The organism is Streptomyces sp. NPDC046805, assembly GCF_040645355.1.
Lineage (GTDB): Bacteria > Actinomycetota > Actinomycetes > Streptomycetales > Streptomycetaceae > Streptomyces.
In genome coordinates, this window is sequence record NZ_JBEYYC010000005.1 from 178904 (window position 1) to 205061 (window position 26158).

At 70.5% G+C, this 26158-nt stretch carries 26 protein-coding genes; 4 read left to right on the top strand and 22 right to left on the bottom strand.

The features are described 5' to 3' along the window. Positions 1–4 precede the first annotated feature (4 nt). The 9 genes from ABZ910_RS08515 to ABZ910_RS08555 form a co-directional block, all read right to left on the bottom strand. Positions 5–244, bottom strand: coding sequence for a hypothetical protein (locus tag ABZ910_RS08515; RefSeq protein WP_361360908.1), 240 nt, complete (start codon positions 242–244; stop codon positions 5–7). After that, on the bottom strand, positions 241–1743 hold the full coding sequence (gatA, locus tag ABZ910_RS08520) for an Asp-tRNA(Asn)/Glu-tRNA(Gln) amidotransferase subunit GatA (protein ID WP_361360910.1): 1503 nt from the start codon (positions 1741–1743) through the stop codon (positions 241–243). The genes ABZ910_RS08515 and gatA overlap by 4 nt, the downstream gene beginning before the upstream one ends. A gap of 6 nt (positions 1744–1749) precedes the next feature. Then, complete coding sequence (gatC, locus tag ABZ910_RS08525; RefSeq protein WP_018531282.1) at positions 1750–2046, bottom strand: Asp-tRNA(Asn)/Glu-tRNA(Gln) amidotransferase subunit GatC; 297 nt, start codon at positions 2044–2046, stop codon at positions 1750–1752. Positions 2047–2345: 299 nt separating this feature from the next. Further along, the gene (locus ABZ910_RS08530) at positions 2346–2837 is read right to left on the bottom strand and encodes a cupin domain-containing protein (RefSeq protein ID WP_361360912.1); all 492 of its coding nucleotides are present in this window, start codon (positions 2835–2837) and stop codon (positions 2346–2348) included. 103 nt (positions 2838–2940) lie between these two features. Continuing rightward, positions 2941–5187, bottom strand: a complete 2247-nt coding sequence (locus ABZ910_RS08535; RefSeq protein ID WP_361360914.1) for a bifunctional diguanylate cyclase/phosphodiesterase — start codon at positions 5185–5187, stop codon at positions 2941–2943. A gap of 299 nt (positions 5188–5486) precedes the next feature. After that, complete coding sequence (ligA, locus tag ABZ910_RS08540; RefSeq protein ID WP_361360916.1) at positions 5487–7679, bottom strand: NAD-dependent DNA ligase LigA; 2193 nt, start codon at positions 7677–7679, stop codon at positions 5487–5489. Positions 7680–7694: 15 nt separating this feature from the next. Next, positions 7695–8702 (bottom strand): methionine synthase, encoded by a 1008-nt coding sequence (locus tag ABZ910_RS08545; RefSeq protein ID WP_361360918.1) that lies wholly within the window; start codon positions 8700–8702, stop codon positions 7695–7697. Between the two features lie 50 nt (positions 8703–8752). Continuing rightward, on the bottom strand, positions 8753–9442 hold the full coding sequence (locus ABZ910_RS08550) for an SDR family oxidoreductase (protein ID WP_361360920.1): 690 nt from the start codon (positions 9440–9442) through the stop codon (positions 8753–8755). A 27-nt stretch (positions 9443–9469) separates the two neighbouring features. Beyond that, positions 9470–10009: a TIGR00730 family Rossman fold protein gene (locus ABZ910_RS08555; RefSeq protein ID WP_361360922.1), complete on the bottom strand. Its 540-nt coding sequence runs from the start codon at positions 10007–10009 to the stop codon at positions 9470–9472. Positions 10010–10103: 94 nt separating this feature from the next. Between ABZ910_RS08555 and ABZ910_RS08560 the strand changes: the two genes are divergently transcribed. Further along, entirely contained in the window at positions 10104–10427 is a 324-nt protein-coding gene (locus ABZ910_RS08560) for a DUF427 domain-containing protein (protein WP_361360924.1), read from the top strand. 37 nt (positions 10428–10464) lie between these two features. Then, complete coding sequence (locus ABZ910_RS08565; protein WP_361360926.1) at positions 10465–11244, top strand: alpha/beta hydrolase; 780 nt, start codon at positions 10465–10467, stop codon at positions 11242–11244. A gap of 2 nt (positions 11245–11246) precedes the next feature. Here the strand turns inward: ABZ910_RS08565 and mnmA are convergent, their stop codons facing one another. Next, on the bottom strand, positions 11247–12377 hold the full coding sequence (gene mnmA / locus ABZ910_RS08570) for a tRNA 2-thiouridine(34) synthase MnmA (RefSeq protein WP_361360928.1): 1131 nt from the start codon (positions 12375–12377) through the stop codon (positions 11247–11249). Positions 12378–12437: 60 nt separating this feature from the next. Between mnmA and ABZ910_RS08575 the strand changes: the two genes are divergently transcribed. Continuing rightward, complete coding sequence (locus tag ABZ910_RS08575; RefSeq protein WP_361360930.1) at positions 12438–13082, top strand: N-acetylmuramoyl-L-alanine amidase; 645 nt, start codon at positions 12438–12440, stop codon at positions 13080–13082. A 24-nt stretch (positions 13083–13106) separates the two neighbouring features. Here the strand turns inward: ABZ910_RS08575 and ABZ910_RS08580 are convergent, their stop codons facing one another. From ABZ910_RS08580 to ABZ910_RS08590, 3 genes are all read right to left on the bottom strand, one after another. After that, a complete protein-coding gene (locus ABZ910_RS08580) occupies positions 13107–14270 on the bottom strand; it encodes a cysteine desulfurase family protein (RefSeq protein WP_361360932.1) in 1164 nt (387 codons plus the stop codon). A 174-nt stretch (positions 14271–14444) separates the two neighbouring features. Then, positions 14445–14711: a DUF4190 domain-containing protein gene (locus ABZ910_RS08585; RefSeq protein ID WP_361361041.1), complete on the bottom strand. Its 267-nt coding sequence runs from the start codon at positions 14709–14711 to the stop codon at positions 14445–14447. 57 nt (positions 14712–14768) lie between these two features. Then, positions 14769–14948 carry a hypothetical protein gene (locus ABZ910_RS08590; protein WP_361360933.1) on the bottom strand — a complete coding sequence of 60 codons (180 nt, stop codon included), beginning with the start codon at positions 14946–14948 and terminating at the stop codon, positions 14769–14771. Between the two features lie 134 nt (positions 14949–15082). Here ABZ910_RS08590 and ABZ910_RS08595 point away from each other — a divergent pair, with 134 nt between their 5' ends. Then, entirely contained in the window at positions 15083–15727 is a 645-nt protein-coding gene (locus tag ABZ910_RS08595; protein WP_361360934.1) for a TetR family transcriptional regulator, read from the top strand. A gap of 110 nt (positions 15728–15837) precedes the next feature. On the opposite strand, the gene ABZ910_RS08600 is transcribed toward ABZ910_RS08595, so the two are convergent. The 9 genes from ABZ910_RS08600 to ABZ910_RS08640 all read right to left on the bottom strand — a co-directional run bounded on the left by ABZ910_RS08600 (position 15838) and on the right by ABZ910_RS08640 (position 26144). Beyond that, entirely contained in the window at positions 15838–16698 is an 861-nt protein-coding gene (locus ABZ910_RS08600; RefSeq protein ID WP_361360936.1) for a thioesterase family protein, read from the bottom strand. A gap of 71 nt (positions 16699–16769) precedes the next feature. Then, positions 16770–17426 (bottom strand): trimeric intracellular cation channel family protein, encoded by a 657-nt coding sequence (locus ABZ910_RS08605; protein WP_361360938.1) that lies wholly within the window; start codon positions 17424–17426, stop codon positions 16770–16772. A 115-nt stretch (positions 17427–17541) separates the two neighbouring features. Further along, positions 17542–18879: a dipeptide ABC transporter ATP-binding protein gene (locus ABZ910_RS08610; RefSeq protein WP_361361043.1), complete on the bottom strand. Its 1338-nt coding sequence runs from the start codon at positions 18877–18879 to the stop codon at positions 17542–17544. 29 nt (positions 18880–18908) lie between these two features. Next, positions 18909–20006: an ABC transporter ATP-binding protein gene (locus tag ABZ910_RS08615; RefSeq protein WP_361360940.1), complete on the bottom strand. Its 1098-nt coding sequence runs from the start codon at positions 20004–20006 to the stop codon at positions 18909–18911. After that, positions 20003–21001: an ABC transporter permease gene (locus ABZ910_RS08620; protein WP_361360942.1), complete on the bottom strand. Its 999-nt coding sequence runs from the start codon at positions 20999–21001 to the stop codon at positions 20003–20005. The genes ABZ910_RS08615 and ABZ910_RS08620 overlap by 4 nt, the downstream gene beginning before the upstream one ends. 142 nt (positions 21002–21143) lie before the next feature. Then, entirely contained in the window at positions 21144–22937 is a 1794-nt protein-coding gene (locus ABZ910_RS08625) for an ABC transporter substrate-binding protein (protein WP_361360944.1), read from the bottom strand. A gap of 69 nt (positions 22938–23006) precedes the next feature. After that, positions 23007–24014, bottom strand: coding sequence for an ABC transporter permease (locus tag ABZ910_RS08630; protein WP_361360946.1), 1008 nt, complete (start codon positions 24012–24014; stop codon positions 23007–23009). A 362-nt stretch (positions 24015–24376) separates the two neighbouring features. Further along, positions 24377–25180 (bottom strand): enhanced serine sensitivity protein SseB C-terminal domain-containing protein, encoded by an 804-nt coding sequence (locus tag ABZ910_RS08635; RefSeq protein ID WP_361360948.1) that lies wholly within the window; start codon positions 25178–25180, stop codon positions 24377–24379. Positions 25181–25352: 172 nt separating this feature from the next. Continuing rightward, on the bottom strand, positions 25353–26144 hold the full coding sequence (locus ABZ910_RS08640) for an enhanced serine sensitivity protein SseB (protein WP_361360950.1): 792 nt from the start codon (positions 26142–26144) through the stop codon (positions 25353–25355). Positions 26145–26158 lie beyond the last annotated feature (14 nt).

The following is a 26158-nucleotide window of genomic DNA, read 5'->3' on the forward strand; positions in this document are numbered from 1 at the left end:
CCTCTCAGCCCAGCAGGACGTCGTCATCGCCCAGCCGCTTCAGCTCGCGGTAGAGGATGGCGAGGCCGGTCACGATGGCGACGGCGGAAACGGCGGCGTCGATCAGGCGCAGCGTGTCGTGCTCGGCGCGGGCCTTCTTGATCTGCTTGGCGACGCCGACCGCGCTGAACGCGGTCCCCGCCATGGACAGGTACGTACCGGACTTCGACTTCTTGAAGCCCTTGGCCTTGTTCAGTGCACTCACAGCGACGGAGCCTCCTCGAGCAGCGGGTGCCCCCACTTTTCCACGAAGGCGGCCTCGACGGCCGCACCGACCTTGTACAAACGGTCGTCCTTCAGCGCCGGGGCGATGATCTGCAGACCGACCGGAAGGTTGTCCTCGGGCGCGAGGCCGCAGGGCAGCGACATCGCCGCGTTGCCCGCGAGGTTGGTCGGGATCGTGCAGAGGTCGGCCAGGTACATGGCCATCGGGTCGTCGGTGCGCTCGCCGATCGCGAAGGCGGTGGTCGGCGTGGTCGGCGAGACGATCACATCGACACCACTGCCCGGCTCGAAGGCCTTCTCGAAGTCGCGCGTGATGAGCGTGCGGACCTTCTGGGCGCTGCCGTAGTAGGCGTCGTAGTAGCCGCTGGAGAGGGCGTACGTGCCGAGCATGATGCGCCGCTTGACCTCGTCGCCGAAGCCAGCCTCACGGGTGAGGGAGGTGACCTCCTCGGCCGAGTGGCTGCCGTCGTCGCCGGTCCGCAGGCCGTAGCGCAGGCCGTCGAAGCGGGCGAGGTTGGAGGAGCACTCGGACGGCGCGATCAGGTAGTACGCCGACAGCGCCAGGTCGAAGGACGGGCAGTCCAGCTCGACGATCTCGGCGCCCAGTTCCTTGAGCAGCTCGACGGACTCGTCGAAGCGCTGGATGACGCCGGCCTGGTAGCCCTCGCCGCGGAACTGCTTGACGACGCCGATGCGCATCCCGGCGACGCTGCCGTTGCGGGCGGCCTCGACGACCGCCGGCACCGGGGCGTCGATGGAGGTCGAGTCGAGCGGGTCGTGCCCGGCGATGACCTCGTGGAGCAGCGCCGCGTCCAGGACCGTACGGGCGCAGGGGCCGCCCTGGTCGAGGGAGGACGAGAACGCCACCATGCCGAAGCGGGACACGGCGCCGTAGGTCGGCTTCACGCCGACCGTGCCGGTGACGGCGGCCGGCTGGCGGATGGAACCGCCGGTGTCGGTGCCGATGGCGAGCGGCGCCTGGAAGGAGGCGAGCGCGGCGGACGAACCGCCACCCGAGCCACCGGGGATCTTGGTGAGGTCCCACGGGTTGCCGGTCGGGCCGTAGGCGCTGTTCTCGGTGGAGGACCCCATGGCGAACTCGTCCATGTTGGTCTTGCCGAGGATGACGACGTCGGCGTCCTTCAGGCGCTTGGTGAGCGTCGCGTCGTACGGCGGGATCCAGCCCTCGAGGATCTTCGAACCGACGGTCGTCGGAACGCCCTCGGTGGTGAAGATGTCCTTGAGCGCGAGGGGAACACCGGCCAGCGGGCCGAGCTTCTCCCCGCGGGCGCGCTTGTCGTCCACGGCGCGCGCCTGGGCGAGGGCGCCCTCACGGTCGACGTGCAGGAAGGCGTGCACCTTCTCGTCGACGGCGTCGATGCGGGCGAGGTGGGCCTCGGTGACCTCGACGGCCGTGAGCTCGCCGGAGGCGATCTTCTCGGCGGTCTCGGCGGCGGTGAGCTTGATGATGTCCGTCATGACTTCTTAGTCCTCCCCCAGGATCTGCGGCACCTTGAAACGCTGCTGCTCCTGGGCCGGGGCGCCGGAGAGCGCCTGCTCGGGGGTGAGCGACGGACGGACCTCGTCCGCCCGCATGACGTTCGTCAGCGGGAGGGGGTGCGAGGTCGGCGGTACGTCTTGGTCGGCGACCTCGCTGACGCGGGCGACCGCGCCGATGATGTCGTCGAGCTGGCCTGCGAAGTGGTCGAGCTCTTCGGGCTTCAGCTCCAGACGCGCCAGCCGGGCGAGGTGGGCGACCTCCTCGCGCGTGATGCCAGGCATGCAGCGATCCTCTGGGGTGAGTGTGTGTGGTTTGGGGTTGGGGCTCGTCGTCCCCTTCCCGTCGTCCGCCCGAAGGGCGGGTCGCGCGGCGTCTGGGGCGTGCGATCGCAAGGCGCCGGAGCGTCCTCGTGGCGGAGCCACGTGGGCGATTCGGCAACGCGGCGAGCGTGCGTGCCAGGCGTCGCGCGACAGACGGGAAGGGGACGACTAGCCCCAATCCTATGGGGCCCGGCACGGTGCCCGTGAAACAGTTTCCCGAGCCGGGCGCCCCACGGGTCCTCCAGGCTCGCCGGCCGCGGTCAGCGGCGCCCCTCCCAGGCGGCGCTCCGCAGGAAGTGGTTGTCGTAGACCTCCTGTACGTCGAGGAGGCTCTCCGGGGTGAGTTCGCCCAGGCGGATGCGCTGGAGGTGGCGGAAGTACTCGAAGCGCTCGACGCCCGGGGCGATCACGATCAGGATGTCGGCGGTGGCCCCGGGGGCGGCGGCGAACGCGTGCGGCCTGCCCGGCGGCACGATGACGAGGTCGCCGCGCTCGGCGGTGACGACGTCGTCTCCGGAGAGGAGCTCGGCGGCGCCGTCGAGCAGGTAGAACATCTCGGCGGAGTTGTTGTGGAGGTGCGGGCGGGCCCCGTCGGCACCCTCGCCGAGGGTGATGCGCACGGTGGACAGCGCACCGCCGCTGGCACTGCTGTCGGCGAGCAGCTTGACGGTGGAGGGCGCCTGGCCGAGCACCTCGGCCTCGGCGTCCCGGACGAGTACGGTCTCGTCGAACTTCGGCACGAACAACGACATGGCTGGTTCCCCCCGGGTGGGACGTCGGGTCGGACCGCGAACAGCAGTCCGGCGGTGATGAGCACAATGATCGCGGTGGCGAAGTGAATTCAGCCCGCAGCCGTCAGTCGTCGGAAGCCGCCGCCGGCAGGGCGGCCCGCTGCCAGCCCCGCGACCCCCGCGCCCGCAGCCACGCCGTCGTCTCCTCGGGAGGCATCGCGGCGGCCACCAGCCAGCCCTGTACGGCGTCACAGCCCAGGTCCCGCAGCCGTTCCCAGGTCTCGTCGTCCTCCACGCCCTCCGCGACGACCAGCAGCCCGAGTGAATGCGCCAGGTCGACCGTGCAGCGCACGATCTCCGCGTCCTCGGTGTCCACGGCCAGCCGCGCCACGAACGACCGGTCGATCTTCAGCTCGCTCACCGGCAGCCGCCGGAGATGGACGAGCGACGAGTACCCGGTGCCGAAGTCGTCCAGGGACATCTTCACGCCGTGCCCGGACAGCGCGGCGAGCGTGTCGGCGGCGCGCTGCGGGTCCTCCAGCAGGACGTGCTCGGTGATCTCCAGCTGCAGCGCTCCCGCCGGGACCCCGTGCCGGGCCAGCCGCGCGGCCACCGAGCCCGCGAAACCCGGCGTGTGGACGTCCCGCGGGGAGACATTGACCGCGACGGGCACCCGCAGGCCCCGCGCACGCCACTCGGCGACCTGCCCGAGCGCGGTCTCCAGTACGTACTCCGTCAGATGGGGCATCAGCCCGGACGACTCGGCGATCGCTATGAACTCGTCCGGCGGAACCTTCCCGCGCTCGGGGTGCACCCAGCGGACCAGGGCCTCGAGACCGGCGACCTGCCCGTCGAAGCGGACCTTGGGCTGGTAGTGCAGCTGCACCTCGTGCGCGTCGAGGGCGCGGCGCAGATCGCCCAGCAGACCGAGCCGGTCGGGGGTGTTGGAGTCCCGCTTGGACTCGTACACCTCGACGCCCGTACGGTCCCGTTTCGCCTGGTACATCGCCACGTCCGCGCGGCGCAGCAGCCCCTCGGCGTCGGGGGCGTGGTCCGGGAAGACGGCGACGCCCGCGCTGGCCTCCAGCACGAGGGTGAGTCCGTCGAGGTCGAGCGGTGAGCTCAGCGCGGTGACGAGACCGCGGGCGACGCGGATCGTCGACGTCGTGGAGTCGGCGATCGGCACCAGTACGGCGAACTCGTCGCCACCCAGCCGCGCGGCCTCCGCTCCGCGCGGCAGGGCGTGCCGGAGCCGGTCCGCGATCTGCAACAGCAGCCGGTCACCGGCGAGATGACCGAGAGTGTCGTTCACCGACCGGAAGCGATCGAGGTCGATCAGCATGAGGGCGGCGCGGGCGTCGATGCGCTCGGCGTCGTCGAGGGCGGTCCAGATCCGCTCCAGGAGCCACTGCCGGTTGGGCAGCCCGGTCAGCGGGTCGCGCAGTTGCTCCTCCGCCCGGGCCCTGGCTATCCACAGGGTGGAGTCGAGGGCGATCAGCGGGATGGAGAACAGCGGGAGCAGGACCGGCCGGGCGACGGCGACCACGCAGACCAGCGGCGCGATGCCGAGCAGCGCGACCGCGACCAGTCCGTGTCTGACCAGGGCGGTGCGGGCGATGGTGGGCAGGCCGCCGCCGCGCGGGGCGTGCAGGTACCACAGCAGGGTGCGGGTGACCGCGAGGTAGGCGACCGCGACCAGCACGACCTGGGGGCCGGTGGTGACGGTCCAGTCGTCCGGGTTCCAGCGCGTCTCCACGGTCGGCACGCGGCCGAAGACGCCCAGCACCAGAGCGCCGGCGCCGATGCCGAGGATGTCCACCGCGCCGTGCAGCACGCCCTGCCGCCAGCGGTGGCGGCGGGCTATGCCGACCAGGACGACGACGGTGAGGCTGACCATGCCGGCGGCCACCCAGCCGTACAGCAGCAGGACGGCCAGGGTGAGGGCGGCGCCGGAGCCGGTGCCGCCCCACCAGCGGGCGTGGCCGAGCATCACCAGGTGGCCGACGATGACGCCGGTGAGCACGGCCAGGGACCAGCCGACCGTGCCGGCCGGGAAGAGGGCGCGGTGCTCGGTGAATGCCCGCAGGAAGCCGACGCCCAGCGCGAATCCGGCGGCCGCGACGATGCCGGCGGGCAGCGCGGGCAGGGACTGATGGCGTTCGACTCCGGCCCCGGGCAGCGCGGGGGCTCCTTCCAGGGCCAGGCATGCGGAGGCGCGCGTCGGGGTCGCGGTGCGCGGACGTGCGACGACATGCCCCCGCACACCCGCCCGCTCCGTGGCCCGCGCCACCCACCGGCACCTTCGCCACGCGACCGCCCTGCGACGCAGGCGCAGCCATGAGTCCGGGGCGGCGCTCTCGGTCGGTTCCATTCCCGTCCCTCTCACAGCCGGCGGTGCCCACGCCACGCGGCCCGATGCCCGTCAACGGCTCCGCGCTGGAAAACCCTTCCCCCCGTTCCCCAGGTCGGCCTTCGAGATGTTCCTCGAGGGTTACGTCAAGGGCCTTGCGAGAGCAGGGGGATGCCCCGACCGCAGCTGGGCACGGCAGGTGCATGTCTCAACAGTAGGACGAGGAAGGCTTCCACGGGCAGCGGTCGTCGACGGTTGCCCGAATGCGCCCCGGCCACCCGTATGCGTCTGGTATGCGCCGAACGGGTGGCCTTCCCCCGCTACTCCCCGGCCGGAAGGGCGACTTCGGCGGCGGCCTCGGGCCCCTGCTCCAACAGGACGCCGAAGCCGTCCTCGTTCAGAACCGGCACCTTGAGCTGCATGGCCTTGTCGTACTTCGATCCCGGATTCTCACCCACGACGACGAACGACGTCTTCTTCGACACAGATCCGGTCACCTTCGCGCCTCGGCTCTGCAGCGCCTCCTTGGCGCCGTCCCGGGTGTAGTTCTCCAGCGTTCCGGTGACGACGACGGTGAGCCCCTCCAGCGGGCGCGGGCCCTCGTCCTCGCCGGTGGCCTCCTCCTCCAGCGGGACGCCGGCGGCCTTCCACTTGCGGACGATCTCGCGGTGCCAGTCCTCGGCGAACCACTCCTTGAGGGCGGCGGCGATGATCGGGCCGACGCCGTCGGTGGTCGCCAACTCCTCCTCGGTGGCCTGCTCGATGCGGTCGATGGAGCGGAACTCGCGGGCGAGGGCCTGGGCGGCGACCGGGCCGACGTGGCGGATGGACAGGCCGTTGAGGAAGCGGGCGAGCGGACGCTCCTTGGCCGCCTCGATGTTCTTCAGCAGCGCGAGGGTGTTCTTCTTCGGCTCGCCCTTCTGGTTGGCGAAGACCGTGACGACCTTCTCCTCACCGGTCTTGGGGTCGCGCTTGGGCAGCCCGCTGTCCTGGTCGAGGACGTACGCCTTGATGGGGAGCAGCTTCTCCACGGTGAGGCCGAACAGGTCGCCCTCGTCGACCAGCGGAGGGTCGGCCGGCTCCAGAGGGCGGGTGAGCGCGGCCGCGGCCACGTCGCCGAAGTGCTCGATGTCCAGGCACTCGCGGCCCGCGAGGTAGGAGACGCGCTCTCTCAACTGGGCCGGGCAGGTACGCGCGTTGGGGCAGCGGAGGTCGATGTCGCCCTCCTTCATGGCCCGCAGCGGCGTCCCGCACTCGGGACACTCGGCCGGCATCACGAACTCCCGCTCGGTGCCGTCACGCAGGTCGACCACCGGTCCGAGGATCTCCGGGATGACGTCACCGGCCTTGCGCAGCACCACCGTGTCGCCGATGAGAACGCCCTTGGCCTTGACGACGTCCTGGTTGTGCAGCGTGGCGAACTCGACCTCGGAGCCCGCGACCGTGACCGGCTCGACCTGGGCGTACGGCGTGACGCGGCCGGTGCGGCCGACGCCCACCTTGATGTCGATGAGCTTGGTGTTGACCTCCTCCGGCGCGTACTTGTACGCGATCGCCCAGCGCGGGGCGCGGGCGGTGGAGCCGAGGCGGCCCTGGAGCCGGATCTCGTCGAGCTTGACGACGACGCCGTCGATCTCGTGCTCCACGGAGTGGCGGTTCTCGCCGTAGTACGCGATGAACTCCCGTACGCCGTCGAGGTCGTCGACCACACGGTTGTGCGGGGAGGTGGGCAGGCCCCAGGTCTTCAGCAGGTCATAGGCCTCGGACAGGCGGGTGAGTCCCTCGTAGCCCTCCAGGGCGCCGATGCCGTGGACGACCATGTGCAGCGGGCGGGTCGCGGTGACGCGCGGGTCCTTCTGGCGCAGCGAACCGGCCGCCGCGTTGCGCGGGTTGGCGAAGGGCTTGTCGCCGGCCGCGACGAGCCGCTCGTTGAGTTCGAGGAACTTCTCCATCGGGAAGTAGACCTCGCCGCGGATCTCCACGAGGTCGGGGACGTGGTCGCCGTGCAGCCGGTCCGGGATGTCCGTGATCGTACGGACGTTGGGCGTGATGTCCTCGCCGGTGCGGCCGTCTCCGCGCGTGGCCGCGCGCGTGAGGCGGCCGTGCTCGTAGGTGAGGTTGACCGCGAGGCCGTCGACCTTGAGCTCGCACAGGAAGTGGTAGTCCTGGTCGCCGAGTTCGCGGGCGATGCGGTCGGCCCAGGCAGCGAGCTCCTCGTCGTCGAAGGCGTTGTCGAGGGAGAGCATCCGCTGGCGGTGCTCGACCGCAGTGAACTCCGTCTCGTACGCCCCCGCGACCTTCTGGGTCGGCGAGTCGGGCGTGCGCAGCCCGGGGAACTCGTCCTCCAGCGCCTCCAGGGAGCGCAGGAGCTTGTCGAACGCCGCGTCGCTGATGACGGGAGCGTCCTTCACGTAGTACCGGAAGCGGTGCTCCTCGATCTGCTCAGCGAGCTGCGCGTGCTGCTCCCGTGCCTCGGCGGGCACCGTCGTCTCCGCTTGCTTGTCGCCGGCCACCGTATTGTCCTCCCGTTACTCAGGGTTGTCCGCGAGTGATCTCGCCGCCCGGACGCAGTGGGCGAGGGCCTTGCGGGCGTACGCGGGGGAAGCGCCCGCGAGTCCGCACGACGGGGTGACCGTGACGGCGTCCGCGAGAAGCCCCGGTAGCAGCCCCAGCCTGCGCCACAGCGTCCTGACACCCATGACGCTACCGGCAGGGTCTGACAACGGGCCGTCCACGGACGGCACGACACCGGTGAACAGCCGCGTCCCGCCTTCCACGGCCTCGCCGATCGCCTCGTCGTCACGTTCGGTGAGGAGCGAGAAGTCGAAGGCGATCCCGTCGGCACCGGCACGGCGCAGCAGCTCGAACGGCACGTCCGGCGCGCAGGAATGGACCACGACGGGGCCGCCGGTGTGCACCCCGAGGACGTCCCGGAGCGTGGCCTCGGCGACCTGCCGGTCGACGGCCCGGTGGGTACGGTATCCGCTGGCGGTCTTCACCCGGCCGCGGAGTACGGCGGTGAGGGTGGGTTCGTCGAGCTGCAGGACGAGTTGTGCGCCGGGCACGCGGCGCCGGACGTCGGCGAGATGGAGGCGCAGCCCCTCGCCGAGCGAGGCGGCGAGGTCGCGGCAGGCCCCGGGGTCGGAGAGGGCGGCCTCGCCGTTCCTCAGCTCCAGCGCGGCCGCCAGCGTCCAGGGCCCGACGGCCTGGACCTTCAGCGGGCCCTCGTAGCCCTGGGTGAACTCCTCCAGGGCGTCGAGGTCCTCCCCCAGCCAGGACCGCGCCCGCTTGGTGTCCCGCCCGGGCCGGTCGCCGATCCGCCACCCGCTGGGCTCCACGCGCGCGTACAGGTCGACGAGCATCCCGGCGGTCCGCCCGATCATGTCGGCGCCAGGGCCGCGGCCCGGCAGTTCGGGCAGGAACGGGAAGTCCTCGAAGGTCCCGGTGACGGTCTTGACGGCCTCGCGGGCGTCCCCGCCGGGCAGGGAGCCCACACCGGTGGCGGCACCGAACCTGAACTGGCTGTTTTCGCTCACCCAGGAAGCCTACGTAACTTCCCGGGGCGCGATTCCACCACCGGGCCCGGTCAGCGCCCCGGCCGTACCGACACGTCGTTGATCTCCGCGTCCCGGGGCAGGTCCAGGGCCGTGAGGACGGTCGTCGCGACCGACTCGGGGTCGATCCACTGCTCGGCCTCGTACTCCTTGCCCTCCTGCTGGTGGACCTTGGCCTGCATGGGGGTCGCGGTGCGGCCGGGGTAGACGGAGGTGACGCGCACGCCGTGTCCGTGCTCCTCCTGGCGGAGGGAGTCGGCGAGGGCCTTGAGGCCGTGCTTGGAGGCGGCGTACGCGGACCAGCCGGCGTGGGCGCTCAGTCCCGCGCCGGAGTTCGCGAAGAGCACCTGGCCGCGGGCGGCGCGAAGTTGGGGCAGGAAGTGCCGGGTCAGCTCGGCGGGGGCGATCAGGTTGACGTTGAGCTGGTGGCGCCAGGACTTGGGGGTCAGCTCGCCGATGTCGCCCAGATCGGCGACTCCGGCGAAGTGCAGGAGCGAGTCCACGCGGTCCGGGAGGGTCTGGTGGGAGAAGGCCCAGGAGAGCTTGTCCGGGTCGGAGAGATCGCCGACCAGGGTGCGGGCTCCGGGGAACTCGGCCGCCAGCTCCTTCGCGCGGCCGGCGTCGCGCGCGAGGAGGACGAGATCGTCCCCGCGCGCGTGGAGGCGGCGGGCCACGGCCGCGCCGATGCCGGAACCCGCCCCGGTGATCACATGAGTAGCCATGCGCCTCATGGTCGCATCAGCAGGCCCTCACACGGTGCCCAGGCTCTCCTCCAGGTAGGCCAGCGCCCCGACCGGCTCCTCGGCGAAGAACACCAGGTCGGTCAGCGGCCGGGGCAGGAAGCCCTCGCTGTCCATCCGGTGGAACTGCTCCTTGAGGCCGTCGTAGAAGCCCGCCGTGTTCAGCAGCACCACCGGCTTGTCGGTGTGGCCGTGCTTCTTCAGCTCCAGGATCTCGGTGGCCTCGTCGAGCGTCCCGGTGCCGCCCACCATGATCACCACGGCGTCGGCCTTCTCCAGCAGCAGCCGCTTGCGCTCGGCGAGGTCCTCGGCGACGACCATCTCGTCGGCGCCGGCCCGCGCCTTGGCCGCCAGGAAGCCGACGGAGACGCCGACCAGCCGGCCGCCCGCCTCCTGCACCCCGTCGGCGACCACCTTCATCAGGCCGACGTCGGAACCGCCCCAGACCAGCGTGTGACCGCCCTTTCCGAGCAGTTTCGCGAAGTCGCGCGCGGGGCGCGTGTAGCGGTCGTCGAGGTCGGCGGCGGAGAGGAAGACGCAGATGTTCATGGGCGCCACCGTACGCGGGAAGATGCACGGCCGTGTCCGGGAAGAACACGGCCGTATCCGGGAAGAAGCGGAAGCCCGCGAACGCTTTCCGAGTATGGCCGCAGGACACACGATCACCATCGAACAGGGCGAGCAGCACGTGCGCGCGGTGCACGGGGACCTGGTGCTCGCCGACAGCCGCCGACCCCTGCTGCTGCGCGAGACCGGCAGTCCCGTGCGGTACTACATCCCGGCCGAGGACGTGCGCCTCGACCTCCTCACCCCCTCCGGCACCCACTCGGTCTGCCCGTTCAAGGGGACGGCGACCTACTGGTCCCTGCCGGACGCCCCTGACCTGGTGTGGGCGTACCCGGAACCCAAGGACGAGGTGGCGCCGCTCAAGGACCACCTGTGCTTCTACGAAGTAGAAGTGTCGTAACCAGATATCCCTGCCCTCGGTGGCAGTCTCCACAGGCATGGACAAACAGATCATTTCCCGCGACGGCACCCTCATCGTGCACGACCTCACCGGTGAAGGCCCGGCGGTCATCCTGGTGAGCGGCGCGCTGGCGACGGGCGCCACGATGGCCCCGCTCGCCACGCGGCTGGCGGACCGCTTCACCGTCATCCCCTACGACCGCCGAGGCCGTGGCGAGAGTGGCGACACGGCGCCGTACGCCGTGGCCCGTGAGGTCGAGGACCTGGAGGTGCTGATCGAGGCGGCAGGCGGCGAAGCGGCGCTCTACGGCGTCGGAGCGGGCGGTGCGCTGGTGCTGGAGGCCGCGGCGAGCGGGCTGCCCGTGCGCCGGGTCGCGGTGTACGAGGCGCCGTTCTCCGACCGGAGGGACCGGGGCAGTGCGCGCGCCTCGTACGCCCGGGAGCTGGCGGAGGCCCTCGGGCAGGGCCGGCGCGGTGACGCGGTGGAGCTCTATCTCCGGCTCACCGGTATGGCCGAGGAGGTGATCCAGCGTGCCCGGCGCTCCCCGCTGTGGGCCGACATGGAGGCACTCGCGCCGACGCTGGCATACGACGCCACCGTGATGCGCGACGGCCTGCTGCCCCGGGAGCGGATCGTGGTGATCGCGGTGCCGGTGCTCGCCATGGCGGGCGGCGCGAGCTCCGCGTGGCTGCGCGCGGCCGCCCGGGACGTCTCGACCACGGCCCCCCACGGCACGTACCGCACCCTGGAGGGCCAGACCCGCATGGTGGACCCGGACGTGCTGGCGCCGGTGCTGGCGGAGTTCTTCGCCGGGTAGCTCTACGCCACCGCGGTCGTCGCGCGCGTGGTCGTCGCGATGGTCGCCGAGCCCACCACGCGCGTGCCGTCGTACAGCACGATCGCCTGGCCGGGGGCGACGCCGCGGACCGGCTCGGTGAAGGTGACCCGCAGCTCGCCGTCCACGAGTTCCGCGCTCACCTCGGTCTCGCCGCCGTGGGCGCGCAGCTGGGCCGTGTACGTGCCGGGGCCGGACGGGGCGACGCCGCACCAGCGGGGCTTGATCGCGGTGAGGGCGGTGACGTCGAGGGCCGCGACCGGGCCGACCGTCACCGTGTTGGTCACCGGGGAGATGTCGAGGACGTAGCGCGGCTTGCCGTCGGGGGCCGGGGTGCCGATGCGCAGTCCCTTGCGCTGGCCGATGGTGAATCCGAACGCGCCTTCATGGGTGCCGACCTTGGCGCCGGACTCGTCGACGATGTCGCCCTCCGCCTTGCCGAGGCGGGAGGCGAGGAAGCCCTGGGTGTCGCCGTCGGCGATGAAGCAGATGTCGTGCGAGTCGGGCTTCTTGGCGACCGCGAGGCCCCGCCGCTCGGCCTCGCCGCGGATCTCGTCCTTGGTGGTGACGGTGTCGCCGAGCGGGAACAGCGCATGCGCCAGCTGCTTCTCGTCCAGGACACCGAGGACGTACGACTGGTCCTTCGCCATGTCGGAGGCGCGATGCAGCTCGCGCGTGCCGTCCTCGTTCACGATCACCTTGGCGTAGTGGCCGGTGCAGACGGCGTCGAAGCCGAGGGCGAGGGCCTTGTCCAGGAGCGCGGCGAACTTGATCTTCTCGTTGCAGCGCAGGCACGGGTTGGGGGTCCGGCCGGCCTCGTACTCGGCGATGAAGTCCTCGACCACGTCCTCGCGGAAGCGGTCGGCGAGGTCCCAGACGTAGAACGGGATGCCTATGACGTCCGCGGCGCGGCGGGCGTCGCGCGAGTCCTCGATGGTGCAGCAGCCCCGCGCGCCGGTGCGGAACGACTGCGGGTTCGCGGAGAGCGCGAGGTGGACGCCGGTCACGTCGTGGCCCGCCTCGGCCGCGCGGGCGGCGGCGACGGCGGAGTCCACGCCGCCCGACATGGCGGCGAGAACGCGGAGGGGGCGGGTGCGCTGCGGGGTGTCAGTCATAACGCTTCCAGGGTACGGGGAGGCGGGAACCGAAAGCCGCGCCCGTCCGTTGACGATCACATGGGGGAGAAGAAGAGCGACGGGGACCGGCGGCTGGGCAGGCGCGCGCTGCTGGTGGGCGGGGCCGCGGCGGCGGCCGGTACGGCGGTGCTGGCCCGCGAGGAGCTGTCCCGTCTGTGGTGGCGGCTGCCGGGAGTGGACAAGCCGCGGGTGGCGGGCGCGGTGGACTTCCGGGGGGCGCGCTGGGTGGCCGCGTCCTCGGGGAACTACCGGCGGGCGGACCGGCCCGCCGACTATCCGATCGACCGCGTGGTCATCCATGTCACCCAGGGCGGCTACGACAGCGCGGTCAAGGTGTTCCAGGACCCCGCGCACGGGGCGGCCGCGCACTACATCGTCCGCAAGGACGGCCGGGTGACCCAGCTGATACGGGAGCTGGACGTGGCGTTCCACGCGGGGAACCGGGAGTACAACGAACGCAGCGTCGGCATCGAGCACGAGGGATTCGTGGAGGACGCGTCCTCCTTCACGGACGAGATGTACGCGGCTTCGGCGCGGCTGACGACGGCGATATGCGGGCGGTACGGCATACCGGTCGACCGGGAGCACGTCATCGGGCACGCGGAGGTGCCGGGGACGGACCACACGGATCCCGGGCCCCATTGGGACTGGGACCGGTACATGAGGCTCGTGCGGCGGGCCTGAGCGCCGGGCCGCAGCCCGCGTCGGTTACGTCAGTCCGGCCGCGCGCGCACGCTCCACCGCGGGGCCGATCGCCTGCGCCACCGCGTCGACGTCGGCCTTCGTGGAGGTGTGGCCGAAGGAGAAGCGGAGGGTGCCGCGGGCCAGGTCCGGGTCGGTGCCGGTGGCGAGGAGGACGTGGCTCGGCTGGGCCACGCCCGCGGTGCAGGCGGAGCCGGTGGAGCACTCGATGCCCTGGGCGTCGAGGAGGAGCAGCAGGGAGTCGCCCTCGCATCCCGGGAAGGTGAAGTGGGCGTTGGCCGGGAGGCGGTCCACGGGGTCGCCCCCGAGGATCGCGTCCGGGACGGCCGCACGGACCGCGTCGATCAGGTCGTCGCGCAGGCCGCCGATCTCTCGGGCGAACCACTCGCGCTGCTCGGCGGCCAGCCGGGCGGCCACCGCGAAGGAGGCGATCGCCGGGACGTCGAGCGTGCCGGAGCGGACGTGGCGCTCCTGACCGCCGCCGTGCAGGACGGGTACGGGGGTCTGGTCGCGGCCGAGGATCAGGGCGCCGATGCCGTACGGGCCGCCGATCTTGTGGCCGGAGACGGTCATCGCGGCGAGGCCGGACGCGGCGAAGTCGACGGGGACCTGACCGAAGGCCTGGACCGCGTCGGCGTGCAGCGGGACGCCGAACTCGGCGGCGATGTCGGCGAGTTCGCGGATCGGCATGACCGTGCCGATCTCGTTGTTGGCCCACATGACCGTGGCCAGCGCGACATCGTCGGGGTTGCGGGCGAGGGCCTCGCACAGGTCGTCCGGCTGGACCCGTCCGTACGCGTCGACGGGCAGGTACTCGACGGTGGCGCCCTCGTGGTCGGCGAGCCAGTGGACGGCGTCCAGGACGGCGTGGTGCTCGACGGGGCTGACGAGGATGCGGGTGCGGGCCGGATCGGCGGCGCGGCGGGACCAGTACAGGCCCTTGACCGCGAGGTTGTCGGCCTCGGTGCCGCCGGAGGTGAAGACGACCTCGCTCGGGCGGGCACCCAGCGCTTCCGCCAGGGTCTCGCGGGACTCCTCGACCGTACGGCGGGCCCGCCGGCCGGAGGCGTGCAGCGAGGACGCGTTGCCGGTGATGCCCAGCTGGGCGGTCAGCGCCGCTGCCGCCTCCGGGAGCATCGGGGTGGTCGCGGCGTGGTCGAGGTAAGCCATGGTGAGCCCGATTCTACGGGGGCCCTCCAGGGCGTCGGACGACGGCGTGGGCCGAGGGACGAGGCGCTCGCGGCCCGTCCCCGGCCGCGCGCCACGGTCTTCCCTCGGCTCGCGACGCGCGTCACTGGTTGTCGATACGCGTCGTCAGGTGTCGCTGCCCGGCGCTGCCCTCCGCTAGAAGCTCCAGGACACCGTGTTGTCCGTCTGGATGAAGGCCAGCAGGACCACGAGGTCGGCGATGCCCAGGGAGAGGCCGAGCAGGGCACGGCCGCGACGGCCGGTGCCGCGCCACAGGGCCACGCCGGCCAGGGCGATGGCGATGGGGCCGAGGACGACATTGAGGACGAGGAGGCCGATGAGCCCCAGGATGAAGGACGCGACGGCCATGCCGTCGGCGTCGCGCAGGCCGGTGCGACGGTCGGCCGGTGCGGTGAGGTGCATGGTGGTCAACTCCCGACGGTCGGGTCGATAGGGGTGAGTCGAGGGCGGCGCCGGGGGCTACTTGACCGGTACGGCGCGGCCGTGGGCGAGTCGGCGGGCGTGGCGCTCGCGGAGCGCGAAGACACCGAGCCAGCCGGCGATGACCGCGGCGGCGACGGCGGTGAAGAACAGCGGAGCGTGGGCGACGACGCCCAGCACGACTCCGAACAGCAGGAGCGCGGCGACGATGAACAGCATTGGGATGCGATCCCCCCTCAGAGATGCTCACAGAGCTTGTCGGTGAACGATTGTAGTTACAACTGTTCACTGACTTTGGAGTCTAGCGCGCGCACGGCTTTCCAATTGCGGAGAACAGTTGTTAACTGGATGACATGAGTCACACCGTCGGCATCCGTCAGGCCCAGAAGCAGAAGACCCGACGGGCGCTCCTCGACGCGGCGTTGGAACTGCTGGAGGAGCAGAGCCTGAGCAGTCTGGGCCTGCGGGAGGTCACCCGCGCGGTCGGCATCGCCCCCACCGCCTTCTACCGGCACTTCCACTCCACCGCCGACCTCGGTGTGGCCCTCGTCGAGGAGGCGCTGGGCAGCCTGCACCCCATGGTGCGGACGACGGTCGCCCTGGCCGACCACGAGCGCATCCCGCACGCCGTCCAGTTGCTCGCCGAGCACGTGCGGGCACACCCCACCCACATCCGCTTCATCTGCCGCGAACGGCACGGCGGAGTCCAGCCCGTACGGGAGGCCATCCGGGCGCAACTGTCCCGGTTCGCCGTGGAGTTGAGGGACGAACTGGGCAAGGACCCGGCACTCGCGGACTGGCCCGAGGACGACCTGCTGATGCTCGGCCAGCTCTACGTCGACCAGCTGCTCATCACCGCGTCGCTCTTCCTGGAGGCGCTGGAGACCGCGGAAGGCGACGGGGCGGAGCCCCGGGCGGACGAGTGGGAGCGCGCCACGCAGGCCGCGACCCGCCAGCTGCGGCTGATCCACCTCGGCAGCCGGCACTGGCTGGACTGACGGGGACGGACAACACACAGGGGCGGCGCACCCGTTCACCGGGCGCGCCGCCCCTGTCGCACAAGGCCCCTCGACGGGACCGGACTCTCCGCGAGCCGCTCAGTCGGGCCTCAGCCGAGCCTCACCCGGGCCAGCTGCCGGGACTGCGCGACCAGCCGGTCCGCACTGTCCCAGACCTCGGCGTCCTCCTCGAGAAAGCCGCCGGCCAGGTTGCGGGTGGTGATCGAGACGCGCAGCGGGCCCGGCGCCGGGCGGTGGCGTACGTGCACGGTCAGCTCGACCGTGGGGACCCAGCCGGAGAGACCGAGCTCGAAGGCGGTGGGCGGCAGGGCGTCCACCACGAGCAGCAGGGAGAGCGGGTCGGCGTCGCGGCCGTCCGCGAGGCCGAACCAGGAGCGCATCTCGCCCTTGCCGGACGGGGCGCCGAGGGCCCAGCCCAGGGTGGCCGGGTCCAGCTTGAGCATCAGGCGCTCGGTGATGGCCGAGCTGCCGGAGATCGGGCTGGGTCCGTCCTGGGGGCCGAAGCACTGGTCCATGGGCGGGATGTCCGGGGGCGTCGCCGTCGTACGGACGTCGTCCGGGAGCGCGTCGAGGTCGCCGTAGGAGGCGAGGACGCGGATCCGCTCGACCTCGTTGCCGTGCTCGTCGAACTGGAACAGGGAGGCCTGTCCGGTGGAGAGGGTGCGGCCGGTGCGCACCGTCTCGGTGCGGACCACCGCGGGGCCCGGCTGGGACGCCGTCAGATAGTGCGCGGAGATCGTGAACGGGTCCCGGTGCGGGAGGGCGTCCGCGAGGGCACGACCCAGGACGGCCAGCAGGTAGCCGCCGTTGACCGCGCTGATGATCGTCCAGCCTGCCGACAGGTCGATGTCGTAGACACCGGGCTCGCGCCGGGTGAGCGCCGTGTCCCGGTCGAATTCGCTGTCGCCGATCACGGCCCGCATACCGGCCGCGGTAGCTGCTTCTGACATGCGTGAACCGTACAACAAGAAATTACTGAGCGGTAGCTTTTCAGGGTCGGAGGGGCGGGAGGCGGGGACGCCTACTCCTCGGTCACGGTGGAACGACGGTTCCAGGCACGCGGCGCGCGCCAGTGGAAGCGCATCGCGAGCAGGCGCAGGACGAAGGCGGTGAGGGCCGCGAGCCCGCTGGTGAACGGAGTGAGGGCGTCGGTGCGTATGCACAGCGCCACCATGGTGGCGCCGACCATCGCCGGCACCGCGTACAGGTCGCGGTCCCAGCGCAGCAGGGAGGGCACCTCGTTGGCGAGCACGTCACGCAGTACACCGCCGCCGACGGCGGTGGCGAGGCCGAGGGTCGCGGAGGCGGTGAGCCCGAGCCCGTACTCGTACGCCTTGGTCGTCCCGGCGACGCAGAAGAGCCCGAGGCCCGCCGCGTCGAAGACGTTGACCGCGGCCTGGATCCGCTCGACGTGCGGATGCAGGAAGAAGACCAGGAGCGCCGCGAGCAGCGGGGTGATGAAGTACCCCAGGTCCGTGAAGGCGGCGGGCGGTACGGCGCCGATGATCAGATCACGGAACAGCCCCCCGCCCAGCGCGGTGACCTCGGCGAGGACGGCGATGCCGAAGACGTCGAAGTTCTTGCGGACGGCGAGCAGCGCACCGGAGATCGCGAAGACGAAGATACCGACGAGATCTATGGTGTGCTGGACGGAGGGGGTGAAGAGTTGCTGGAACACCCCGACATTCTCACCCGACAGGATGCGTGAACCTTACAAAGCCAGGTCTGTGAGGTGAATTACCTTTCTTGACCGGCCTGAGTCGGTCGACCTGGCTTTGTCCGGTTGTCCTGCGTCACTTCTCTTCGGTGGACTCCTGGGCGTCCGCGTCCGCACCGGCTTCCGCGTCGCCATCCGCCTCGTCGGCCGCGGCCGACTCCTCACTCGGCGCCGAGGCCTCCTCGACGGCCTCCGCCTCAGCCACCGCCTCCGACTCGGAGCCGGCCTCGACCTCGACCTCGGTCTCGGACTCGGCCTCGGCCTCCGTAACCGCCGCCGCAACCGCGGCCGACGTCTCCGCCGACTCCTCCAGCACCGCGTCCGGGACGAGCTCCGACGCCTCCTTCGCGACGGTCAGCAGCACCGTGTCCTGGGGCGCCTGGTCGGCGAAGTTCTCCGGGTGGTGGCAGGCGACCCGCTGGCCGGGACGCAGCTCCAGGAGCTGCGGCTCGGTCGTCTTGCAGATCTCCGTCGCCTTCCAGCAGCGGGTGTGGAAGCGGCAGCCGCTCGGCGGGGCCAGGGGCGACGGGACGTCGCCGCGCAGCAGGATGCGCTCGCTCTTGACGCCCCGGCGCTTCGGGTCCGGGATCGGCACCGCCGACATCAGCGCCTTGGTGTACGGGTGCATCGGCGCCGCGTACAGCGAGGTGCGGTCGGCGAGTTCGACGAGCTTGCCGAGGTACATCACCGCGATGCGGTCCGAGACGTGCCGGACGACGGAGAGGTCGTGGGCGATGATCACGTAGGTGAGGCCCAGTTCCTCCTGGAGGTCGTCCATGAGGTTGACCACCTGCGCCTGGATCGAGACGTCCAGCGCGGACACCGGCTCGTCGGCGACCACCAGCTTCGGCTTCAGGGCCAGCGCGCGGGCGATGCCGATGCGCTGGCGCTGACCGCCGGAGAACTCGTGCGGGTAGCGGTTGTAGTGCTCGGGGTTGAGGCCCACCACGGAGAGCAGGCGCTGCACTTCCTTCTTGATGCCGCCCTCGGGCTCGACACCCTGCAGCCGGAAGGGGGCTCCGACGATCGTGCCGATCGTGTGGCGCGGGTTCAGCGACGAGTACGGATCCTGGAAGATCATCTGCACATCGCGGCGCATCGGGCGCATCCCGCCCACGCCGAGGTGTGTGATGTCCTTGCCCTCGAACTCGACGGTGCCGCCGGTCGGTTCGAGCAGCCGCGTGATCAGCCGGCCCATGGTCGACTTGCCGCAGCCCGACTCGCCCACGACGCCCAGGGTCTCACCGGCCTTGACCTCGAAGTCGATGCCGTCGACCGCGCGCACCGCGCCGACCTGCCGCTGGAACAGGCCCTTGCGGATCGGGAAGTGCTTCTCGAGGCCCGTCACCTTCAGCAGGATCTCGCCGGGTGCGGCGTCCTCGGTGAGCTGGGCCTCGCCGCTCTGCTGGGGAATCGTCACGGCCGCGTCCTTGGAGTTCTCGCTCACAGCTTCGGCGCAATCTCTTCGGTCCAGATACGCTCCCGCTGCTCCTGCGACATGTGGCAGGCGGCCCAGTGCCGGCTGCCGACCTCGGTCAGCTCGGGGCGGACCGTGCGGGTGACGTCGTCCTTCGGGATGTCGGCGTACGGGCAGCGCGGGTTGAAGGCACAGCCGGACGGGATGTTGATCAGGGAAGGCGGAGAACCCTTGACCGGGATCAGGCGCTCCTGCTGCTCACGGTCCAGTCGCGGCATCGAGCCGAGCAGACCCCACGTGTAGGGGTGCCGGGGCTCGTAGAACACCTTCTCGGCCGGTCCCCGCTCGACGCAGCGGCCGCCGTACATGACCAGGATGTCGTCGGCCAGCTCGGCCACGACGCCCAGGTCGTGAGTGATGATGATGACCGCGGAGCCGAACTCCTTCTGCAGATCGCGGATGAGGTCGAGGATCTGCGCCTGGACGGTCACGTCCAGGGCGGTGGTCGGCTCGTCCGCGATGAGCAGCTCGGGGTTGTTGACCAGCGACATCGCGATCATCGCACGCTGGCGCATACCGCCGGAGAACTCGTGCGGGTAGCTGTCGACGCGCTTGTCCGGCTGCGGAATACCCACGCGGTCGAGCATCTCGATCGCCCGCTTGCGGGCGGTCTTCTTGTCGACGTTGTGGTGGATGCGGTACGCCTCCACGATCTGCGCGCCGATCGTGTAGTACGGATGCAGCGCCGACAGCGGATCCTGGAAGATCATCGCCATCTGGCGGCCGCGCAGCTTGCGCACGTGGTCGGGGTCGGCGCCCAGCAGTTCGGTGCCGTCCAGCCAGATCTCGCCCGAGATCCGCGCCTTGCGCTTGCCGTACTGGCCGGCGGTGTGCAGGCCCATGATGCCGAGCGACGTCACCGACTTGCCGGAGCCCGACTCGCCCACGATGCCGAGCGTCTTGCCCTTCTCCAGCTTGAAGTCGAGCCCGTCGACGGACTTGACCAGGCCGTCGTCGGTGGGGAAGTGCACCTTCAGGTCACGCACTTCCAGGAAGGCGCTCGGGGGCGACGAGGAGCTCGCGGGCTCGCCCACTGCCGCTCCGGTGTTGCTGAGCTCGGTCATGCGAGCCTCACTCGGGGGTCGATCACGGCGTACAGGACGTCCACCACCAGGTTGGCGACGAGCACCGCGAGGGAGGTGATCAGGGTGACGCCCAGGATGATGGGCAGGTCCTGGTTCTTGATGCCGTTGAGCACCGCCTGGCCGAGGCCGGGCAGGCTGAACGTGGTCTCGGTCAGGATCGCGCCGCCGATGAGGGCGCCGAGGTCCATACCGAGCATGGTCAGGATGGGGGTCATCGTCGAGCGCATGGCGTGCTTGCCGATGACGGCCTGCTCCTTGAGGCCCTTGGCTCGGGCGGTGCGGATGTAGTCCTCACCGAGGATCTCCAGCATGGTGGCCCGGGTGATCCGGGCGTACATCGCCGCGTACAGGAACGCCAGGGTGATCCACGGCAGGATCATGCCGCCGAACCAGCCGCCGACGCTCTGTGCGAACGGCACGTACTCGGCGTCGATCCAGCCCAGTCCGTAGGAGAAGATCGCGAGTGAGAGCAGACCGGTGAAGTAGATGGGGAGGGAGACGCCGCCCAGGGCGACGACCATCGCGCCGCGGTCCCAGAAGCTGCCCCGCTTCAGCGCGGAGAGGACGCCCGCCGCGACACCGAAGACCAGCCACAGCACGGCGGCGCCGAGCGCGAGGGCCAGGGTCACCGGGAAGCGGTCGGTGAGCACCGGCCACACGGCCTGCTCACTGCGGAAGGAGTAGCCGAAACACGGCGCGGCGCAGTGGGTGACGTCACCGCCGGCCGCGTAGGTGCGGCCCATGAAGATGCCCTTGAAGAACTCCCAGACCTGGGCGTAGATCGGGTCGTTCAGGCCCAGCTTCACGCGCACGGCCTCGACGGCCGCGGGGTCGGCCTGCTTGCCCACGAAGCTCGTGGCGACGTCGACGCCTGCCCACTTGGGGACGAGGAAGAAGATGCCGAAGACCACCATGATGATGACCACGAGCATCACTACGGCGGCGAACAGCCGCCTGATGAGGTAAGCGAGCACAGCTCTCGGCCCGCCGCGGACCGCGGGCCACCGGTGGGGGCACCTCCCACGCCTTTTGGGCGGTGGGGGACCTCCGGTGGCCCGCGATCACGCGTCGCCGGCCTTCACCTGCCTTTCGTGCCGTACGGCGGGTGTGCCAGGGTTACTTCGTGTTCTTCAGGCCGAGGTTGACGAAGTCGTACATGCCGCTGTAACCGTCGGTCGTGTAGACGTTCGCGAGGTTGCTCGAGCGCCAGTTGATGAACTTCTCGAAGGTGAAGGGCAGGTAGTAGCCGCCCTCCATGACCTTGTGGTTGATCTCCGTGGCGATCTTGGTCTTGCCCGCGTCGTCCAGCGTCTTGACGTAGTCGTCGAACAGACCGTCGATCGCCTTGTCGTGGATCATCGCGTAGTTGTTGTTACCGCTCTGCAGGATGTACTTGCTGTCCCACAGCGGCAGACCGTAGCCCTGGACGGACGGGAAGTCCGGGCCCCAACCCATGATGATGATGCCGTAGTTCTTCTTCTTGACGTTCGACGGGCTGCCGATGATGCCCGTGGTCTGCGAGCCGTCGAACTGCTCGATGTCGACGTTGACGCCGATCTTCTTCAGCGACGCCTGCAGGGACTGGGCGGTGGCCACCTCGACCGGCTTGTTGTTGCGGACGGCGATGGTGGTCTTGAAGCCGCTGGGCTTGCCGCAGGCCTTCAGCTCTTCCTTGGCCTTGGCGACGTTGCCGCTCTTGTTCGCGCCGGCGATCCCGAACGGGTCGTACTTCTGGCCCTCGGCGCCCGGGACGGACGGCGGCAGCATGTTGGTGCCGATGTCGCCACCGGCGACCGGGCCACCGCGCGCGGTCTGCAGCGACACGTGGTCGGCGCCGTAGATCAAGGCCTGGCGGCAGTGGATGTTGTCGAGCGGCTTCACGGTCTGCGGGAAGACCGCGTAGCGGACGTAGCCGGAGACCGGGTTGTCCAGGTTGGCCTTGTGCTGCTTCAGGGCCTCGGTGCGACCCTGCGGCGACATGCCGGTCTGGGCGAGGTCCACGTCCAGGTCACCGCTGATCAGGCGCTGGTCCAGGTCGTTGGCGTTCGTGAAGAACTTGATCGTGACCTTGTCCGGGTACGCCTTGCGCACGGGGTCCGAGGACTGCTTCCAGGCCGAGTTGCGGACCAGGGTGAGGTCCTTGCCCGGGCTGTACGACTGGAACTTGTACGGGCCGGAGGAGAAGGGGTGCAGGCCGTACTTGGACTTGGTGTCCTTGTCCTGACGGACCGGGGACGCCGAGGTCAGCGCGAGCACGTCCTCGAAGTCCGAGTTGGCCTTCGGCAGGTGGAAGACGATCGTCTTGTCGTCGGGCGTCTCGATCGACTTCAGGCCCAGCTTGTCCTTGGACTTGTCCTTGTAGGGACCCTTGTACTCGTTCTTGGGGTCGAGGAAGTCCTTCAGGTACGTCGGACCGCCGGACAGCACGTCCTGCGCCCACACGCGCTCGATGCCGTACTTGACGTCCTTGGAGGTGATCGGCTTGCCGTCCTCCCAGGTGATCCCGTCGCGCAGCGTGTACGTGTAGGTCTTGCCGCCGTCGGAGACCTTGGCGAGTCCGGTGGCGAGGTCCGGGGTCAGCTCGGCGCCGGCCTTGCCGGGCTCCGTCTTGCCCGTGACGAGCTGGCGGCTGTAGTAGCGCGAGAAGTTCCACATGAAGCCGTAGTAGCCACGCGTGGTGTCCCACGAGTCGGCGTCCTGGGCGCTGCCGAACTTCAGCGTTCCGCCCTTCTTGGCCTGCGAGGCTTGGGCGACCTTGTTGTTCGCGGCGTCGAAGCCGGCAGCGCCGGTCGCCGAGCCCTTGTCATCGCCCTTGCCGCCGCCGCACGCCGCTGTGGTCAGCAGCGCAGCGACCACGGCGGTAGCGGCCACGGCCCGCTTCTGCCGCCCTGAGGTGCGTTGGGTAGTCACGATCTCGGATCCTCCGGTTGTGATGAGAGATCCCGTGTACGAGGCACGGGTCGCTTGGTGTACGGCAGTTCAGCGAGAGCCCTTCGGATCCAGCGCGTCCCGCACGCCGTCGCCGAAGAGGTTGAAGGCGAGAACGGTGATGAAGATCGCCATGCCCGGGACCACCATGTACATGGGGTCCGAGTCGTAGTAGTCGATCGCGCTCGAAAGCATCTGCCCCCAGGAGGCCGTGGGCGGCTTGACGCCCACGCCCAGGAAGCTGAGTGCCGCCTCGGTGAGGATGTTGGTGGGGATCATCATCGTCGTGTAGACGATGATGGGCGCGACGAGATTGGGCAGCAGTTCCTTGAACAGGATGTAGAACCGCCCGGCGCCGAGCGATCGGGCCGCCTCGACGTACTCCCGCTCGCGCAGAGACAGCGTCTGGCCGCGCACCACACGTCCGATGTAGGGCCAGCCGAAGAAGCCGATGACCAGGATCATCACGAAGACACGCACGTTCGTGCCGGTCAGCCCCAGCATGTTGTTCGGCATGACGGAGACCAGGGCGATGATGAACAGCAGCTGCGGGAAGGCCAGCAGCCCGTCCATGACCCGGCTGATCACCGAGTCGATCCAGCCACCGAAGAAGCCGGCCAGAATGCCGAGGACGGTGCCCAGGATCACGGCGACCACCGCGGAGAGGAAGCCGACCAGCAGCGAGATCTGGGCGCCGTACAGGATGCGGGCGAAGATGTCGCGGCCGTTGACCGGCTCGATGCCCAGCAGATGGTCGCCGCTGATGCCGCCCAGCGCCCCCTTGGGAGTGCCGAACAGCGGGTCGATCAGGCTCTCGTGATAAACGTCGGGATCCTGCCCGACGAGGCTCGCGATCACGGGCGCGAGCAGGGCGATCGCGATGAGCGCGAGCACCACGAGGCCGCCCGTGAGAGCGAGCTTGTCCCGCTTGAGGCGCTCCCAGGCGATCCGGCCCAGGGAGCGTCCCTGTACAGCCTTCGCACCGGCGCTGGCAACCGCCGCTTCCTCGGCCGCACTCGAGACCGCTTCCGCGGTCGGCTCGTGCAATGGTGCCGTCATCTGGCTGGGACCCCTCTCAACCGGCGGTTACCGGCCCACACTTGCCGCGGTAGCGGCATGATCAGTCCGTCGTTCAACAGGGGCGAGAACCCCTGGTGCGGGAGTCTTCAACGCTATGGCGATCTGTTGCCAGACCAGACGGCGAAAGTATGCGCAACCGTGATGCAGCGCTGGGGATTCCGTTATCCGAACAGGAGGTAACGGCCCTCGGACGCGGGGAAGTTGGGACAAAACGGCGATTGTGTGCCGTAAGGAGCGAAGAACCGCTTCTCTACGCGCGCAGAAACGGGTCAGCCGGGTGAACCGGTACGCAAAACCGAACACCGCGGCGTGCGGAACCGGTTGGGCGGTGGGGCCGCGGGTCAGTAACCGCCCTGCACGGGCGGGTAGCCGTAACCGGCGGCGGGGGCCGGCGGCTGGGCGGCGTGGGCTTCGCGGTCGTAAAAGGGGCGGGTGCCGCCCGAGCGCATCCACAGGACGACCGGGTCGTACTCGTCGGTCATCGCGACGGTCGACACCGGCAGCCCGTCCGGGACGGCGACGACGGACTGCTGCATCATCGCGCGCACCGAGTCGACGGCGGCCGGCGACGTGTCGTACACGTCCAGGCCGATGGCGAGGTACGGCGTCCCGAGGGCCGGCTGCACCCAGGCGCGGCGCAGCGAGCGGATCGCGGGCGTGCGGTGGGCGTTCTGCGCGAGCAGGGCGTAGAACTGGGGGATCTCGACGCCGGGTTCGGAGATGCTCAGGGGTCCTGCGGGCTGGCGGTCCAGGCCCGTGGCGATGCGCCGCAGGTCGAGCCAGGGGATGCCGACGCCGCCGCCGGGGGTGTGCGGGTTGAGCCAGATGCCGTAGTGGTCCGGGTAGAGCGTGCGGGCGACGTCGAGCCCGTCGACCACCTCGTACGACCGGTTCCAGCCGCTGGCGGAGAGCTCCTGGGCCGAGGTGACACAGGGGGCGTAGCCGTGGCCGTCGATCTCCATGTTCCCGTACTGGGCGTCGGGGGAGCCGGCCTGGCCGTGCCAGAGGAGCATCCAGATCTGGCCGGACGAGGGGGTCGCGAGCGCGCGGAGGAGCGCCTCGTAGGCGTCGTAACGCCCCGGCGTCACCTGGCGCAGCATGTGCTCGACCTGTCCGGTCGCGGTGTCGCTGCCGCTCGGGCTCACCTGTTGTACCGCCCCTCGAAAAGTCGCCCACGATATGAAACCAGCTTAAGTGGCTTCGCCGACAGCGGCCGCCTCCGAGGCGGGGGCTGACTGCGCGTCGGCGGGTGCGGGTCCGTCGTGGCTGGTCGCGCAGTTCCCCGCGCCCCTGGGTCGGCTGCTCTGCGGTCAGTTGTCAGTGGCCGTGCTGGTAGAAGGGCCTGACCTTGGCCTTCATCCACTCCCCCACCGGGTCCTGGGCCACGTCCAGGAGGACCAGGTTGACCGGCCACGGCGCCGGGGCCTTGGCCAGTGCCCTGCCCAGGGCGTCGAGCGGGCGTTCCCGCAAGTCGCCCTCCCACTGGGAGAGTTCCACGCCGATGAACATCACCGGGTCGGCCGTCTCGATCGCGGCCAGGCAGCGGCGGGCCGTGACGACCACGCCCGTCTCGGCGAACTCGGCCGAGGCGGCGGACAGGAAGTCGACCGGCTCCTCCTGCCAGTCCGGCTCGAAGAGGCGTACCCGGGCGCCGCCGGTGGGGCCGTCGAGCTCGCTGCGGCCCCCTCGGCCGAGTTCGGCCACCGCGTCGGGCGGCAGCGGGATGCCGACCACGCCGTCCGGATTGATGGCCATGCCCACCTGCGGCGGCAGGCCGCGGGCGAACTCCACGGCGGGCGCGATGGTGTACGACATGTGGGAGCCGGCCACCTGGCGGAACTGCTCCTCGGAGCTGAAGACCGGGACGAACACCTGGCCGTCGATGTCCATCGTGGGCAGGTCGAGCGGGCCGCTGTGCGGGCCGCCGCCGCCCGGCAGCGGAACCCAGACGAAGCTGCGGCCCAGCACCTCGACGATCCGGCCGCCGGCCGCCGGGACACCGAGGGACGCCGACAGGACCTCCTCGAGTTCGTTGCCGGGCCATCCGCCGTGCGGATGCGGGTGTGCCTGTGCCGGGAAGTCCGCGGGAATGTCCGCCGGGAAGTCCATCTGCCTCTACCGCC